General features: G+C 68.8%; 9 protein-coding genes and 1 pseudogene. 3 read left to right on the top strand and 7 right to left on the bottom strand.

Translation table 11 applies throughout. From position 1 onward, the window contains the following. The 5 genes and pseudogenes from ACFXI3_RS40220 to lanKC form a co-directional block, all read right to left on the bottom strand. A pseudogene (locus ACFXI3_RS40220) lies at positions 1–989 on the bottom strand (ABC transporter ATP-binding protein); the annotation flags it as partial. After that, positions 986–2,632 (bottom strand): ABC transporter transmembrane domain-containing protein, encoded by a 1,647-nt coding sequence (locus ACFXI3_RS40215; RefSeq protein ID WP_378406844.1) that lies wholly within the window; start codon positions 2,630–2,632, stop codon positions 986–988. The pseudogene ACFXI3_RS40220 and the gene ACFXI3_RS40215, both read right to left, overlap by 4 nt. Next, positions 2,629–4,575 carry a prolyl oligopeptidase family protein gene (locus tag ACFXI3_RS40210; protein ID WP_378406842.1) on the bottom strand — a complete coding sequence of 649 codons (1,947 nt, stop codon included), beginning with the start codon at positions 4,573–4,575 and terminating at the stop codon, positions 2,629–2,631. The genes ACFXI3_RS40215 and ACFXI3_RS40210 overlap by 4 nt, the downstream gene beginning before the upstream one ends. Positions 4,576–4,649: 74 nt before the next feature. Beyond that, on the bottom strand, positions 4,650–4,778 hold the full coding sequence (locus ACFXI3_RS40205; protein ID WP_378406840.1) for a SapB/AmfS family lanthipeptide: 129 nt from the start codon (positions 4,776–4,778) through the stop codon (positions 4,650–4,652). A gap of 26 nt (positions 4,779–4,804) precedes the next feature. Beyond that, positions 4,805–7,366 (bottom strand): class III lanthionine synthetase LanKC, encoded by a 2,562-nt coding sequence (gene lanKC / locus ACFXI3_RS40200; protein ID WP_378406838.1) that lies wholly within the window; start codon positions 7,364–7,366, stop codon positions 4,805–4,807. Between the two features lie 226 nt (positions 7,367–7,592). On the opposite strand from lanKC, the gene ACFXI3_RS40195 reads away from it, so the two are divergent. The 3 genes from ACFXI3_RS40195 to ACFXI3_RS40185 all read left to right on the top strand — a co-directional run bounded on the left by ACFXI3_RS40195 (position 7,593) and on the right by ACFXI3_RS40185 (position 9,817). Then, positions 7,593–8,864, top strand: a complete 1,272-nt coding sequence (locus ACFXI3_RS40195; protein ID WP_378406836.1) for a BTAD domain-containing putative transcriptional regulator — start codon at positions 7,593–7,595, stop codon at positions 8,862–8,864. Positions 8,865–9,214: 350 nt separating this feature from the next. Next, positions 9,215–9,409, top strand: a complete 195-nt coding sequence (locus ACFXI3_RS40190; RefSeq protein WP_378406834.1) for a hypothetical protein — start codon at positions 9,215–9,217, stop codon at positions 9,407–9,409. Positions 9,410–9,412: 3 nt separating this feature from the next. Further along, positions 9,413–9,817 (top strand): type II toxin-antitoxin system VapC family toxin, encoded by a 405-nt coding sequence (locus tag ACFXI3_RS40185; protein WP_378406832.1) that lies wholly within the window; start codon positions 9,413–9,415, stop codon positions 9,815–9,817. Positions 9,818–10,645: 828 nt separating this feature from the next. On the opposite strand, the gene ACFXI3_RS40180 is transcribed toward ACFXI3_RS40185, so the two are convergent. Then, positions 10,646–12,001: an amino acid permease gene (locus tag ACFXI3_RS40180; RefSeq protein WP_378406847.1), complete on the bottom strand. Its 1,356-nt coding sequence runs from the start codon at positions 11,999–12,001 to the stop codon at positions 10,646–10,648. A gap of 1,483 nt (positions 12,002–13,484) precedes the next feature. Further along, positions 13,485–13,658, bottom strand: a complete 174-nt coding sequence (locus ACFXI3_RS40175) for a hypothetical protein (protein WP_378406830.1) — start codon at positions 13,656–13,658, stop codon at positions 13,485–13,487. Positions 13,659–13,717 lie beyond the last annotated feature (59 nt).

Below are 13,717 nucleotides of genomic sequence, written 5' to 3'. Positions count from 1 at the left end.
ACGGTCAGTTCGCCGCTGCGGCCGGCTTCGGCCCGGCGCTCCGGTTCGGCGGGCAGCTCAGCCGCGTCGAGGATGCGCCCGACGGTGACGACGTATCGCAGGCCGCTTCCGCCGACCGCGGTCATCAGGTTGCGCAGTACCGGCTGGAGTCCGATGAGGACGTAGGTGAGCCCGCCCATCACGGCGCCGGCGGTCAGGCCGCGGCTGACCAGCCACGGTCCGGCGACGAGCAGGACTACCAGCGGCACCCAGCCGCCGACTGCCAGGCAAAGAGTGCGGGCCGCCGTGACGGTGGCGATCGCGCGCTCGGCGTCGGCCTGTGCCCGGATCGGCCCGGCGACCAGGTCCGCGGAGTGCTCTTCGGCGCCGGTCGCGGCGATGTCGCGAGTTCCGGCCAGTACGGCTCCCGCGGTGACCGCGAGGCGCTCGTCGGCGTGCACGGATCGGCGGAATCGTTCGGCGGCAAGGTGGAGCGTGCCCAGGAAGAGGCCGAGGCCCAGCAGGAACGGCGGCAGCAGCAAGGCCACGATGACCGGGTCGACCGACCCCATTCCGGCTACGACGCCCACGACGGTGACGAGGAACCCGCGCAGCACGACGATCAGCCCGGCGTAGGTGTCCCGGACGATCTCGACTTGGTGCGTCAGCCGCGCGATGGCCCCGTCGTCGGCACGCCCGCGCACCGCGTGCCCCAACGCTCCGCTGACGACTTTGCGCACGAGCGTGTCGCGGAACGGCTCGACCAGCGCGCCGAGCAGCCGGTACACCTGTCGCGAGCCGATGGCGCCCAGTCCGGCGGCCACGAGCAGCAGACCGAGCCACGCGAGGCCCACTGCCGGGCGATGGGCCAGGAAACCCGAGTCGACCGCGTGCGCGACCGCGACACCGGACAGCGCGGCGGGCAGCGCCTCGGGCACCGACCACAGCAGCAACGCCGCCACCGGCCCGCGCGGCATCGCCTTGAGGCCAAAGGATATTTCGCGCTTCATCCGAAGACCTCCCGGTAACCGGGCCGCGCCCACAGTTCGTCGTGGGTGCCGGTCGCGACGACCTTGCCCCCGGCCAGCCAGACCACCAGGTCGGCGCGGGCCGCGGTCGCCGCGCGGTGCGTGACGATCAGCCGGGTGCGTTCGCCGTGGTCGTCGGTGAGGGTGCGGGCGATCTGCATCTCGGTGACCATGTCCACGCTGGACGTCGCGTCGTCGAGGACCAGCAGGCGCCGGGCGGGCCAGGCGCGGGCCAGGCCGAGCCGCTGGTGCTCGCCGCCGGACAGGGGAGCGTCGGCCAGCGGTGTCGCGTAGCCCTCCGGGAGCCGTCCGACGAACTCGTCCGCGTGCGTGGCGCGCGCCGAGGCACGCACGTCGATCTCGCGCCCGGCGGCCACCGCGTCCCCGATCGACGCGCCGACGAGCACTGGCCGCTCGAACGCGCATCCGACCGCTGTCCGCAGCGCGCGATGATCCAGCGCCGCCAGCGCGATTCCGTCGAGCAGGACCTCGCCTTCGTCCGGTGCCCGCAGGCGCGCGGCGACCTCTGCGAGCACCGACTTGCCCGCCCCGGAAGCGCCGACGACGGCCACCGCCGCTCCGCCGGGGATGCTCAGGTTCACGTCCTCCAGCAACACCGCGTCGTCCGCGCGCACAGTCACGCCGCGGAACTCGACGGCGCCCGGGCCGTCCGGCAACGCCTCGGCGCCGTAGGAAACCGGTTCCGTCGCGAGAACTTCGCCGACCCGGCGCACTCCCGCCTTGGCGCGGGCGAGCCTGCTGAAGACCCCGGTCAACGCGCCGAGCCCGCCGCCGATCACCGCGTACTGGCTGGCGGCGAACAGTTCGCCGGGAGTGATCCGGCCGCGCAGCAGTTCGATGCCGCCGGCGGCGAGGACGGCGACCAGCACGAGCGGGCCGACCAAGGTGGCTTGCGCGCTGGAGCGCGCGAGGACGTGCCAGGTGCCGGCGCCGTGTTCGTGCAGCTTCGGCAGGTCCGCCAGCACCCGGCGTTCCTCCGCGTCGACCGTGCCCGCGGCGGCGATTGTCCGGGCCCCGCCCAGGGATTCGGCGAGCCGGGCGGCGATCGCGCTTTGCGTCTGCTGGTAGGCGACCATCACCGCCGCGCTGCGCAGCGCGAATGTCCGCAACACGGCCACCACCAGCGCGAGGCCGATCAGCAGGGCGAGAGCGAGCCACAGATCGATCCAGGCCAGCAGCACGAGGCTGCCGATCGGCGGCAGCGCGGCCGAGATCGTCGTGACGACGGCGGGCCCGGCTTGCGCGGCCTCGACGGCGCTGCCGGAGACCCGCGTGACCAGGTCGCCGGTCTCGAATCGGGCGGCGCGGGCCGGACCGATCGCGAGCACGTGCCGCACGACGCGATCGCGCAGCCACGCCGTGGTCCCGGCGACGCAGGCGGTGCCCGCGTAGGCGTCGACCACGTCGAACACGACGTTGACGGCGATCAGGACCCCGGCGGCCGCCACCCAGACGCCGCGGCTGTGCCCGGTGATCAGCGCGTCGACCGCGTGGCCGAGCACGGTAGGCAACGCGAGGGTGCCGAGGCTGCCGACGAGGCCGGCGAGCCCGATCAACGGCAGCCAGCCGCCCGCGCGCCGCACCACGTCGCCGAAAGTGATCATGAGAGGTCCAGCCCGGTGTGCTCGGCGAGGAACGCCAGCATGTCGCCCGCCAGCCGCATCGCCCGGGTAGCCGAACTCGCGCCGTGGCCGGTGCCGGGCTCGTGGCGCAACAACACCGGCCGCCCGCTCATGGTCGCCCATTGCAGCGCCGCGCACATCTTGCGGGCGTGCATCGGGTCTACCCGGGTGTCGCCGCCGAACGTCGTGAACAGCACCGCTGGGTACGCCGCATCTTGCCGCACCTGGTGGTACGGCGAATAGCCCAGCAGCCAAGCCAATTGCTCGGGATCCTCGGCGGAGCCGTACTCCTCGCGCCACTGCGGACCGAGGCCGAACCGCTCGTACCGCACCATGTCGAGCAGCGGCGCCGAGCACACCGCCGCGGCGAACAGTTCCGGACGCTGAGTCAGCGCTCCCGCGACCAGCAAGCCGCCGTTGGACTCGCCGCAGATGCCCAGGCGCGCCGGCGTGGTCCAGCCGTCGGCGATCAGGTGCTCGGCCGCAGCGACGAAGTCGTCGAAGGCGTTCTGCTTGCGGTCGAGCATTCCGTCGCGGTGCCATTCTTCCCCCTCCTCGCCGCCGCCCCGCACCTGGGCGGACGCGAAGACACCGCCTGCTTCGACCCAAGCTAGGGCGTAGGCCGAGTACGACGGGGTGAGCGGAATGCCGAAACCGCCGTAGCCGTAGAGAATCGCGGGACGCGGTCCGGCGCCGGGCTTCGCGAGGACCACGACCCGGATCGGGGTGCCGTCCGGGGACGTCGCGGTCACTTGCCGGCTGATCACCTGGGGTACGGGGACGCCGGGTGTTCCCGCCCAGAGCGTCGTTTCGCGGGATTCGCCGTCGTAGCGGTACACCGCCCCAGGCGTCACGCTGTCGGTGTAGCTGAACCAAGCCTCGTGCCCGCGCGTCGACACCGAGCCCAGCGTCCCGGCTCCGGGCAACGGCACCTCGGCGACCCATTCCCCGGTGCGGATGTCGTGCAGGCTCATCTCCCCGACGGCGTGCCGGATCCGGCTCACGACGAGCGTCCCCTCCAGCACCGCGAGGTCGCTGATCACCGACTCCAGGTCTTCCGGGATCAGCTCGCGCCACCGGGAGGGCGCCAGCGGGTCGGCCACGCATACGCGGCCGCGGGGAGCGCCTTTGTCGGTGAGGATATACAGAAGGTCCTTGTGCGTCATAGCGACGGCACGGCCGTCCGGTCCTTCGTGGACGGTCCGCACCAGCCCTGTGTCGAGGTCCGCGAGCCGCAGGCCGACGCCGTCCGTGAGCACCAGCCACCTGCCGTCCGCATCGATGTCCAAGCCATACGATCCTGGTCGGCTGGCCAGCGCGACATCCTGTTCGATCGGGGCTCCGACCCGGTGCTGCCACACACGCCGCTCGCGCACATAACAGAAGTCTTCGGCACCTGGCAGCCACGCGATCGGCGAGTATCGGCACCCGTGAATCGGGCCGTCGAGCGACGCGCCCGAGCCGACGTCGAGCACATACAGCGCGGAGTTCTCCGTGCCGCCGTGGGAGAGCAGGAACGCCAGCCGGGTACCGTCATGGCTTGGTTGCCACGAGTCGAGAACGACCAGGCCGTCTTTGTCCAGCGACGTCGGGTCGACGAGGATCCGTTCCGCGCCGTCCGATTCGGACACATAGAGAACAGGGTGTTCCTGGCCGGGTTCCTGCCGCAGGAAGAACTCCCGATCGCCGCGCCACCGGGGAGCCGTCACCATGCCGGTCGCGCTGAGCCGCCGCACCTCTTGGTGGAACCGTTCGCGCCCAGGCAGCGCGGCGGCGTGCGCCCGCCAGCGGCCGTCCTCGCCGTCGAGCCAGCGCTGGGTCTTGGCGCTGGCAGCGTCCTCCAGCCACCGATAGGGATCGGCTACGAGATGGCCGTGCAGTTCATCCACGATGGACTGTCGTTCGGCGAGGTCGCGGATGAACATGGCCACTCCGTTCACGAGGGGTGGGTCCTGGGCGGCGCTGAGTTCCGCCCAGGACCCGTCGGGCTAAAGCAGCATCAGTGGCAGAGCGCCAGGCTGATGTTGCTCGGCGTGTGCGACGCACAGCCCAGAACGGTCAGCGTGGAACCGCCGCCGCCGCCCTTGCCGCCGGGAGCTTCCATGCCCTGCAGGTCGAGAAGAGCCATTTTCTTACACCTCCTTCGATGGGTCGTCACTTGACGAATGCCCCAGGGGCATCCGGGCTCTCGGGGCCGGCCAGGAACGGCAGCCGCACGGGGTCGCCGTGCAGTACCGAGCCGAGTGCGAACAGCACGCCTGCCGTCCCGGTCGCGAAGTCCATGGACAGGCGCAGCAATTGGTCGCCGGGGAACGCGAGACCGTCGGCATAGGGGACCGCGTGCCAGCACAACCCGCGCACCAACGTGTCCACTGCGGACGGTTCGGCGGCCAGGAGCATTCCGGCCCGGCCGGTGTAAAGACCGGACTGCACGAAATAAGAACTTCTGGTGACGCGGCGCAGCCTGGTCAGCACCTCGGCGAGTTCGTCGTCCGGGCGGTGGTGCAGATAGCGCTCCAGCACCAAGGCGATCCCGACCGAGCCCTCGTCCAGGTAGGGCAGCGTCCGCCAGCCCTGATCGACCTGCTCCGTACCGTCCCCGGCCTGGATGCACCGGCGAAGATCCTGGCGCAGCGCGATTTCCGCGCGATCGAGCAGACCCTGGTCCCTGGTTTGTTCGTAGGCGTGCAGAAACAGCAGCGCGAGTCCGGCCGATCCGAACATCAGGCCGGCCCGGGGATGGTCGCCCCCGCTGATCTCGGGGACGTCGGTCACGCCGCCGAGCCGGTCCGCGACCTGATCGACGACCGCCAGGCCGGGCCCGATGCCGAGGTCGTCCCGGAAGTGCAGCAAGTTGAGGCCGATGCCGGCCAGCCCGCCGTGCAGACCAAGTTCGGCAGCGTCTCCTCGCTCCGCGAGACATCGTTCGACGATTCTCAGCGCGTCTTGCCTGTGCCCTAGTTCAGCCAGGACGTAGGCCACGCCGTGCAAGCCGTTGTAGAAGCCGGTGGCGGCACCCTCGGCCGGGGTCAACGCGCGTTTGCGCAGCCAGTCCTCATGTTCAGTGAAGCGACCCGCGCCGGTGGCAACGAGGCTGTACAAGACGCCGGACGCGCCATGCGCGAAGCCGATGCCGCCACCAGGCAGGAACTGTGCGATGTCGCCGGGAAAAAGGCGATCGTCGCGGTCCGGCGTCGCGGACGCGAGGATCGAGGCCCGCAGCGCGTCGCGCACCTCCTCCCAAGTGGACACTCCGGGCAACGGAAGACCGGCCAGCCGGGATCCCCCCGGCTCGGAGCCTTCGATAGTGCGCACAGCGTCGTCCAGCGCACCCGGCGGCAGCGGGAACACCTCGGCCGCATATTCCGCGATCTGCCGAGCCTTGCCAGGGTCGAACCGCGCGGCGATGGTGGCCTGCGGCGCGAACATGCCCAGGTGCATGCAGGCGAGCGCGTACCGGTCCACCTCGGTGCCGAGCCGGTCGGGCGGCGCAGAGAACGCCGGGTGCGCGAGCGACGAGCGGGCCGCGTCTTCGGCCAGGGTGGCGACTTCGAAGTCGATCAGCACCAGCCTGCCCTCTGCCGTGACCAGGATGTTCTCGGGGTGCAGGTCGCCGAACACGACGCCGCGTTCGTGCACCGCTTCGACTGCGGCGGAGACTTTGGCAAGCATGTCCAGCGCCCAACCGACGTATCCGGCCAATTCGCCTCGATCCGGGTCGGGATGGGTCAGCGGGTAACGGTGCACCAGCAGGCGCTGCAGCGGGTTGCCGTCGACGAACTCCTCGACAAGGAAGTGGTGTTCCCCCAGTTCGAAGCAGTCGAGCACCGCGGGCACCGCGTCGAGCCCGGCGAGGCGCGTCAGGATGTCGCGCTCGTGCCCGATCCGGGTCGCCGCGTCGCGGCCGGCCACGTCGAGGCCCGCATGCGGCCGTCCCTCCTTGAGCACGACCTGGTCGCCGGTGCGGTTGTCCCGGCCGAGGTACACGCCGCCGCCGTTGGAGAACTGCATCGCGCTCTCGATCGCGTACGGCAGATTCGTCGTGGTGACGGCTGCGCGCGCGGCCAGGTGCGGCTCCAGGAATGCCGGCAGCGGGACCCACGGCGGGAGCGCGAACGTCGGGCCGCGCACATCCGGCACCAACGCACCGTCCGCGTTCTCGATGGCGAGCACGCGCTCGCCGTTGTCCGACACGCAGAAGCGCTCCGTGAAACCTCCGTACCGCACATACAGCGGCCCGTCACCGTAACGAAGATCGCTGAGGATGTACGGGCCTGCGACCCCGCGAAGCAGAACGTCCAGCTCGGCGAGCACGGCTTCGAACCGACCGCCAGAAACCGGATAGATCGTGACAAGTTTTCCGCTCGAGCCACGGAACGCCGATTTCGCGTTGAACATGACCGCAACGTTCCTGCTGCGCAAGAATTTGAATGCGATGCGGTTGCTCACACAGTATTCCCACACCGTGTCAAGGACCCGCTCGGCGTCTGCCAGCCGAGACGACACGTGGATCTTCCAGCCCTGCGCCGGCACCTGGGCATCGCTGGGCGCGTAGTACATCCAGGTGTCGCCAGGCAGATGCGCCCAGTCGCCGGGAATCGCGCGCCCGGCAACCGCGAAGTCCGTGCCGTCGCCGGCGTCACGAGTCGGCTGGTCGTAGAACAGCCGGTCGGCAAGGCAGTAGACCTCGTATCCCGCCTCGTCGCGCACTGCCATCCGGCCCCCTTCAAGACTGCCGTTCGGGAATGGCCGAAGGTTATGGGACGGGTATTCCGACAGACTTAGTGTTGTCTTAGGGGCTGGCCGGCCACCGATCAGCGACCGGGCCGCCGCGGCCGTGACCGGCTCCGGCAAATGGAGCAACTACAGCGCCCGCGCTAACGGATATGTTGGTGCGACGACACGATGGTGGCGGACCAAGCACCCTTGACGGAGGACGCAGATGACCTTGCGGCGCACCGAGCGCTCCACCGGCTCGCTCGCCGGGGCGGTGGCCGGGCACCCGGCGTTCCCCCTGACAGCGGATGCCGGGCAGCGGAAAACGATGGTGGCCTCGAATGTCGAGGACTCGCTGGTGTACCGGGCCGGCTTCCGGTCCGGACGCCGAGCATCGCAACGCAAGACAGTGCCGGGTTCGGCCGGCGAGCGCACTCTCGCCTTGGCCGTGCTCGCCATCAGCGGTGCGCTCCAACCGGCCCCGAGCGACGACCTGCGCAAGCTCGCCGAGCAGATCCGGCCGGTGGCTGGCAGTTGGCCCGCTGCCCTGCGACCTAGACGCGAACCCGCCAACGACCAAGAAGTCGCCACGAACCGTTCGATCGCGCCGGATGTTGCAGTGCCGAGCCTCCTCACCGACGGCGCTACAGCCGCGATTCGCACGTGCGATCTCGACTCGGCCGCCCAGCGCGGCGGCACCAGCTCACCTGACGCATCGGCCGAGGCGTCGCCCGCAATCGCGATCCACGCGTTGGGCATCTTCAGGGTGACTCGCAACGGCGCAGCTGTGCCGCGGACCGCATGGCAATCGCGCAAGGCACGCGACCTGGTGAAGATTCTGGTGTCGCGCAGCAAACCGGCCCCGCGAGACCAGCTGATGGAACTGCTGTGGCCGGGCGTCGATCCCGCCAAATCCACCAACCGGCTGTCGGTGCTGCTCAGCACCGTGCGCCAGGTTCTGCAGCAGGCCAAGGGCGGTCCGCGGCCGCTGGTCACCGATGGCACATCGGTCTGGCTGGACGCGAGCCTGGTCAGTATCGACGTCGCGGAGTTCCGCGGATACGCCGCCCGCGCGCTGGAGACACATCGGCGCGGGAGCCCCGGTGCCGTGGACCTCCTGCACAAGGCAGCCAGTCTTTATACCGGCGACTTCCTCGAGGACGATCCCTACGCCGAATGGGCACAACCGACAGCCGAAGAGCTGCGCGCCCACCACCAGGCCGTCCTTCGCGCACTCATCAGCCACCATCAGGTCAGCGGGGACGTGGACGCTGTCGTCTGCCACACCCTGCGCTTGTTCGACGACGACCCCTACGACGAAGAGGCGCACCTGAACTTGATCAAGGTGCTGGTCGCCGCGGGCCGGATCGGCGAAGCCCTCCGTCGCCACGAGATCTACCGACGCCGCGTCGCCGAGATCGGGGTCGAGCCGCGCCCGATGCCCACCCTCCGGTCGCAGGGCCGCGCACTGTCGGTGCACCGGCCTACGGCCTCGTGATCGTGCCGATATCCCGGTACACCGCAGATCGCGCCTGAACGGCGAAAGAGGAGAGCACGCCGTCGTGGTGGCCCCAGATGCCGGCCCTCGATTCCCGGCCGCGGCGCAGCGGGCCCCGGCCGCCGTTGCCTCGTCTTTCTCCGAGAAGGGCACGTCTGGCCACATCCGGTCCGCCACCACGAGTCCCTCCCTGCCCGCATGTCATCACTCAACTACGGGCAGTGCGCAAGGCGGCACAGACAGAGACCGGCCAGTCGCTGTGCGATGACCCGAACGGAGCAGCACGCACCGCGACACGCAGGAACGCGAGACTGTGTCCCGGCTGCGAACTCGGCTGTATCCTGATCTGCGTGACCACCAGCAGCGCAGACCAGCCGCCGCAGCGCCCCAGCCCGGGCGACCTGCTGCACGACCTGCTGCGCGCGAAGAACGTTCAGCCGATCTGCACGGTCGACGACCTCGCCCGCGACGACGTCTTCACCACCGACGGCGAGGTCGACGCCTTCATCGCCTTTACCTACGCCGAGCGGCACGCGAGCAGCTGATCCGTGCCCTCACCAGTAGTGCTGGACACCGACGTGGTGTCCAAGATCCTCAAACGTCAACTCCCCGCCCCGCTCGCCGCGAAACTCGCGAGCCAACGCGTCGTGATCACCTTCGTCACCCTCGGCGAACTGACCAAATGGGCCGAGATCTACGGCTGGGGACCCGCCCGCCGCGCCGCGCTGCACGCCTGGCTCGACAAAGTCGTCACCCTGCCGTACCACGACAACGTCGCCCACACCTGGGGATTGATCTCCGCCCACGCACACCAACGCGGCCACCGCAGCGACAGCAACGACTCCTGGATCGCCGCCTGCTGCCTCGCCTACGGCCTGCCCCTCGCCACCCTCAACACCAAGCACTACACCGCCTTCGCTACTCACGAACGACTCCAACTCGTCACCGAGTAGGAGAACCGATCGCGCCAGCGCGCGGCGACCACGCCAATCCCGACGCCGCTGCCAGACTACCGAAGTATTCAGCCGTCACCGGCCAAGTCGGTAGAACTCTCATGCAGTTACAACGTTGCTGACGACAGGAAGGCGCTCCACCGGACTCCGGTGGCCGGTCTAATGATCTTCGAGCTCTTCAAACGGGGCTGCGCAGCGTTCGGCTGCGGAACGAATTCCCGAAACAGCCTTGCCGCTCCGAGAAGCACAGCGGCTGGAGGCAGGGCTGTCCGGATGAGGTCGGTGTGCCGCCAGGAGCTTCCGACCCTGGCGCACGGATGCCGCAATCAATACCGGGCCCGACCGCGTCACCGGGCGCGGACCATGCAAGTAGCGACAACAGGACTCGCCCTCGGTACTCTTCCGTGCAGGCTCCCCGCGAATCGAATGAGCGACACCGGCGCGCTCGGGCAGCGAGGGGCAAGCCGACCAGGGCTGCGGCTTGCCCCTCGGGCTTGCAGCGCCCAAGGGGCAAGCCGGATCAGTAACGCGGCGACCGGGTCCGGTCTGGACTAGTTCGTCCAGGACGGTCGGCATTCTGGCGGCCTGTGCAGTACGCGAACTCGGTCCCTCCGGAAGCGAGCCGAGGCTGATCCGGCTCGTCCGCGCCGTTCTCCGTCCACGCCGAACAAGACAGGCCTCCCAAGGCCCGAACTGCGCATTGTGGGCGTTGGCCTGTAGCCGCGATCCGGACACGGCCGGGGCAACTGAGCCGGTCGTTCCGGCTTCGCGGCCGACCGCCCCGGCGATCGGCCTGGGCGTCGACATCGATCCGCCAGAGTCGTACGCTCATCGGCGTTCGAGGCCAGACCCGGGTTCACGGTTCTGCGCGGCTACCGCCGCGACCCGGCGACGTACCGCGAGCCAACCGACCACCAGCAGCGCGGCAATTCCCGGCAAGCCGTAGATCAGGATCCGGCCGCCAGTTCCGTTGAAATAGCTCATGGCCAAGACCACCACCAGGAACCCGATGGTGAGGTAGTTGGTGAACGGCGCTCCGGGCAGCCGCAGGGACGGCCGTTCTACCTCGCCTCGTTTCACCCTGCGCTGCAGCGCCAGGTTGCAGATCATGATCATCGACCACATGCCGATGATCCCGACCGCCGAGAATTCCAGCGCGATTTCGAACGCCTGGCCGGGCAATACGAGGTTGAGCCCCACGCCGAGGGCGTAGACCGCGGCGGTCAGGAGCACTCCGCCGTAGGGCACTCCGCCCCGGCTCATCCTTGCGGTGAACTTCGGAGCTGATCCGGCCAGTGACAAAGAACGGAGAATACGGCCGGTGGAGTAGAGGCCGGAGTTCACGCTCGAGAGTGCAGCGGTCAGGACGATCAGGTCCATCACACCGCCCGCGCCAGGAACGCCGAGCTTCGAAAGCACGGTGACGAAGGGGCTTTCCCCGCTCTTGTAGGACGTCCACGGCAGCAGCATCACCAGCAGCAGCACGGAGCCGATGTAGAACACACCGATCCGCCAGGCGACCGAATTCACCGCCTTGGGGATGATCTTCCGCGGATTCTCGGCCTCTCCCGCGGTGACCCCGACCATCTCCAAGCCAGCGTAGGCGAAGACAACCCCCTGCAGGATCAGCAGCGCGGGCAGCACCCCGGCGGGGAAAAGGCCGCCATTCGAGAAGATCAAGCCCGGCCCGGGCGTGTGCCCGCCCACTGCGTGGTGCGTGACCAGAAGGAAGATGCCGATCACCATGAACACGACGAGAGCCACGACCTTGATCGCGGCGAACCAGAACTCCATCTCGCCGAACAACCGGACGGACACCATGTTGACAGCGAGAATCACGACCAGAGCGATCAGCGCCGGGATCCATTGCTGAAGGTTCGGCCAGAAGAACTGGGTGTATTTCGCGACCGCAGTCACGTCCGCGACGCCACTGGTCGCCCAATTGAGGAAATACATCCAGCCAGCGAAGAAAGCGGCCTTCTCTCCCAGGAACTCTCGCGAGTAAGAGACAAACGAACCTGAACTGGGCCGGTACATCGCCAATTCGCCCATCGCCCGGACCACGAAGAACGCGAAAATTCCGGCCACCGCGTAGACGACCGCGAGCGCCGGACCGGACGAATGCAGCCGTGCGCCCGCGCCGAGGAAGAGACCGGTTCCGATCGCGCCGCCGATGGCGATCATCTGGACCTGGCGACTCTTCAACGACTTGTGGTACCCGGCTTCTTCGCGGGCGAAGCGCAGCGCGTGCTGCGAGCCCCGCTTGTTGCTGACGGCTTCCGGAGGTGCAGACATAGGCTTCTTCCTCTGCGAGGTCGGGGAGGTCGGGGAGGTCGGGGAGGTCGGGGAGGTCGGGGAGGTCGGGGAGGTCGGCAAGCGTGAGGTCCCGTTCGAAACGAAAGGCCGCCGCCGTCTGATCCCCGAAGGATGCGACGGAGGACTCCACATTGGCAATGGCCTTCACACAGAATTAAGGATGAAGCCAGACATCGGCGAAACCGCATTACCAGAACTCGCCGATCGCGAACAGTGTCCGAAAAGAGCAGTCCAGAGAACCCCTCGGCGGAGAGCAAAAAGGATAGTGATCTCTGCCCAGGGGTCAGGAATGGCAGGTTCGGCCGGCGATCCGACGGTCAGAGTGCCGGTCCCCGGATCGCCGCGCCGATCCCGGGAAGCATCCCTGTGCGCGTACTCCGTGCGGGTCAAGGCCGCCCCGAGGCAGCCGTCACGCGGCGTTCAGCGCTCGCGGCGCGCTGCACCTGCCCCAGACTGGATGTCGCCCGGCGCAAAAGCCCCCAGGAGAAGGACACTGATGTCATCCCTCCTGGACATGGATCTCGCGGACGGAAGCGCCTCCGGCCTGCGCCGGTCGATCCGGGCGCGCACAGACGGAGCGGTCATCGCCGGGTCCGGAGCAAGATTCGGTCTACGACCCGCATCGTCGGACTGTTCCCAGGAGCCGGCAATTGCCTGATCCACCCCTTCGACGCCGGCGAACCGGCCAGAATGCTCGGGTTCTGCTCAGCCTGGCTCGCGGACCGGCTCGCATCCAGGCGCAAGACCTGGAAATCGATCTTCCGCGCTGCCAAGCATCCGTGGCCGGCCATTCGGCCGCCTTGCCACGGAAGGAATTCCGTCCGCTCGCTTTGATCGCCGGCGCGGACGCTGAGGTGTGCTCGCGGGACCGGTTCGTCGCTGAAGTCTGGGCGGCTCGCCGAGGTCGGGCTGCAGTCCGACGAGGCTTACCAGCGGCGATACCCGACTGGGAGCTGGGACGTGCGGGTCGCGGCGCTGAGGACCAAGCTCCGCGCGCGGCAGTTGATCCTGATTGCGCAATGTCATGGACTGTCGATTGAACGTCGGCGGGCCACAAGAGACGGTGCCATCACCCGGTGCCCCACCGGACAACCGGGTTACCCGCGTGACCGCCGGTCTCGGACCGACGAAAATCCGCTGGCTTTCCATCCTTGAGTTCCGCAGCACCCGGACCGGCCCGCACCGCATGCCCTCGGCACGTACAGCTCGCGAGCCCGGCCGCAGCGGTCTTAGCGACTGCGCGCAAACACGGCCGGAGAACAAAAACCTCGCGGCCTCGGTGCCCCGGTGCGGACTGATTGCTCGTGAACTCGTGCGCCCGGCAGCACACGACCGCAGGGTCCGCAGGCAACTACGGCGGCGCGGGGAAGTTCTCAGCCAGATACAGGTAGAACCGAATCGACTGGTCGTCGTCGCGCTGCTCGTGCCGGCCCAGGATGACCTTGCGGTCCCGCAGGCAGCGGAACTCGGCATAGGCATCGACCTGGGGCAGGCCAGCCTCTTCGATCAGCTCTTCGTAGGTCATCCCCGCACGGTGCTCGTGGAGAACCGAGATGAGGGCGTTGATTGTCGCTTTGGACCGGG

The organism is Amycolatopsis sp. NPDC059235, from assembly GCF_042754125.1.
Taxonomy (GTDB): Bacteria; Actinomycetota; Actinomycetes; order Mycobacteriales; family Pseudonocardiaceae; genus Amycolatopsis; species Amycolatopsis albidoflava.
The sequence above is the reverse complement of the archived record's forward strand: the minus strand, read 5'-3'. Positions and strand labels throughout refer to the sequence as shown.

Coding starts and splice junctions, on each gene's coding strand:
- ACFXI3_RS40215 (WP_378406844.1), bottom strand. CDS start 2,632: ATGATCACTTTCGGCGACGTGGTGCGGCGCGCGGGCGGCTGGCTGCCG.
- ACFXI3_RS40205 (WP_378406840.1), bottom strand. CDS start 4,778: ATGGCTCTTCTCGACCTGCAGGGCATGGAAGCTCCCGGCGGCAAGGGC.
- ACFXI3_RS40180 (WP_378406847.1), bottom strand. CDS start 12,001: ATGATCGCCATCGGCGGCGCGATCGGAACCGGTCTCTTCCTCGGCGCG.
- ACFXI3_RS40175 (WP_378406830.1), bottom strand. CDS start 13,658: ATGACCTACGAAGAGCTGATCGAAGAGGCTGGCCTGCCCCAGGTCGAT.
- lanKC (WP_378406838.1), bottom strand. CDS start 7,366: ATGGCAGTGCGCGACGAGGCGGGATACGAGGTCTACTGCCTTGCCGAC.
- ACFXI3_RS40195 (WP_378406836.1), top strand. CDS start 7,593: ATGACCTTGCGGCGCACCGAGCGCTCCACCGGCTCGCTCGCCGGGGCG.
- ACFXI3_RS40210 (WP_378406842.1), bottom strand. CDS start 4,575: ATGTTCATCCGCGACCTCGCCGAACGACAGTCCATCGTGGATGAACTG.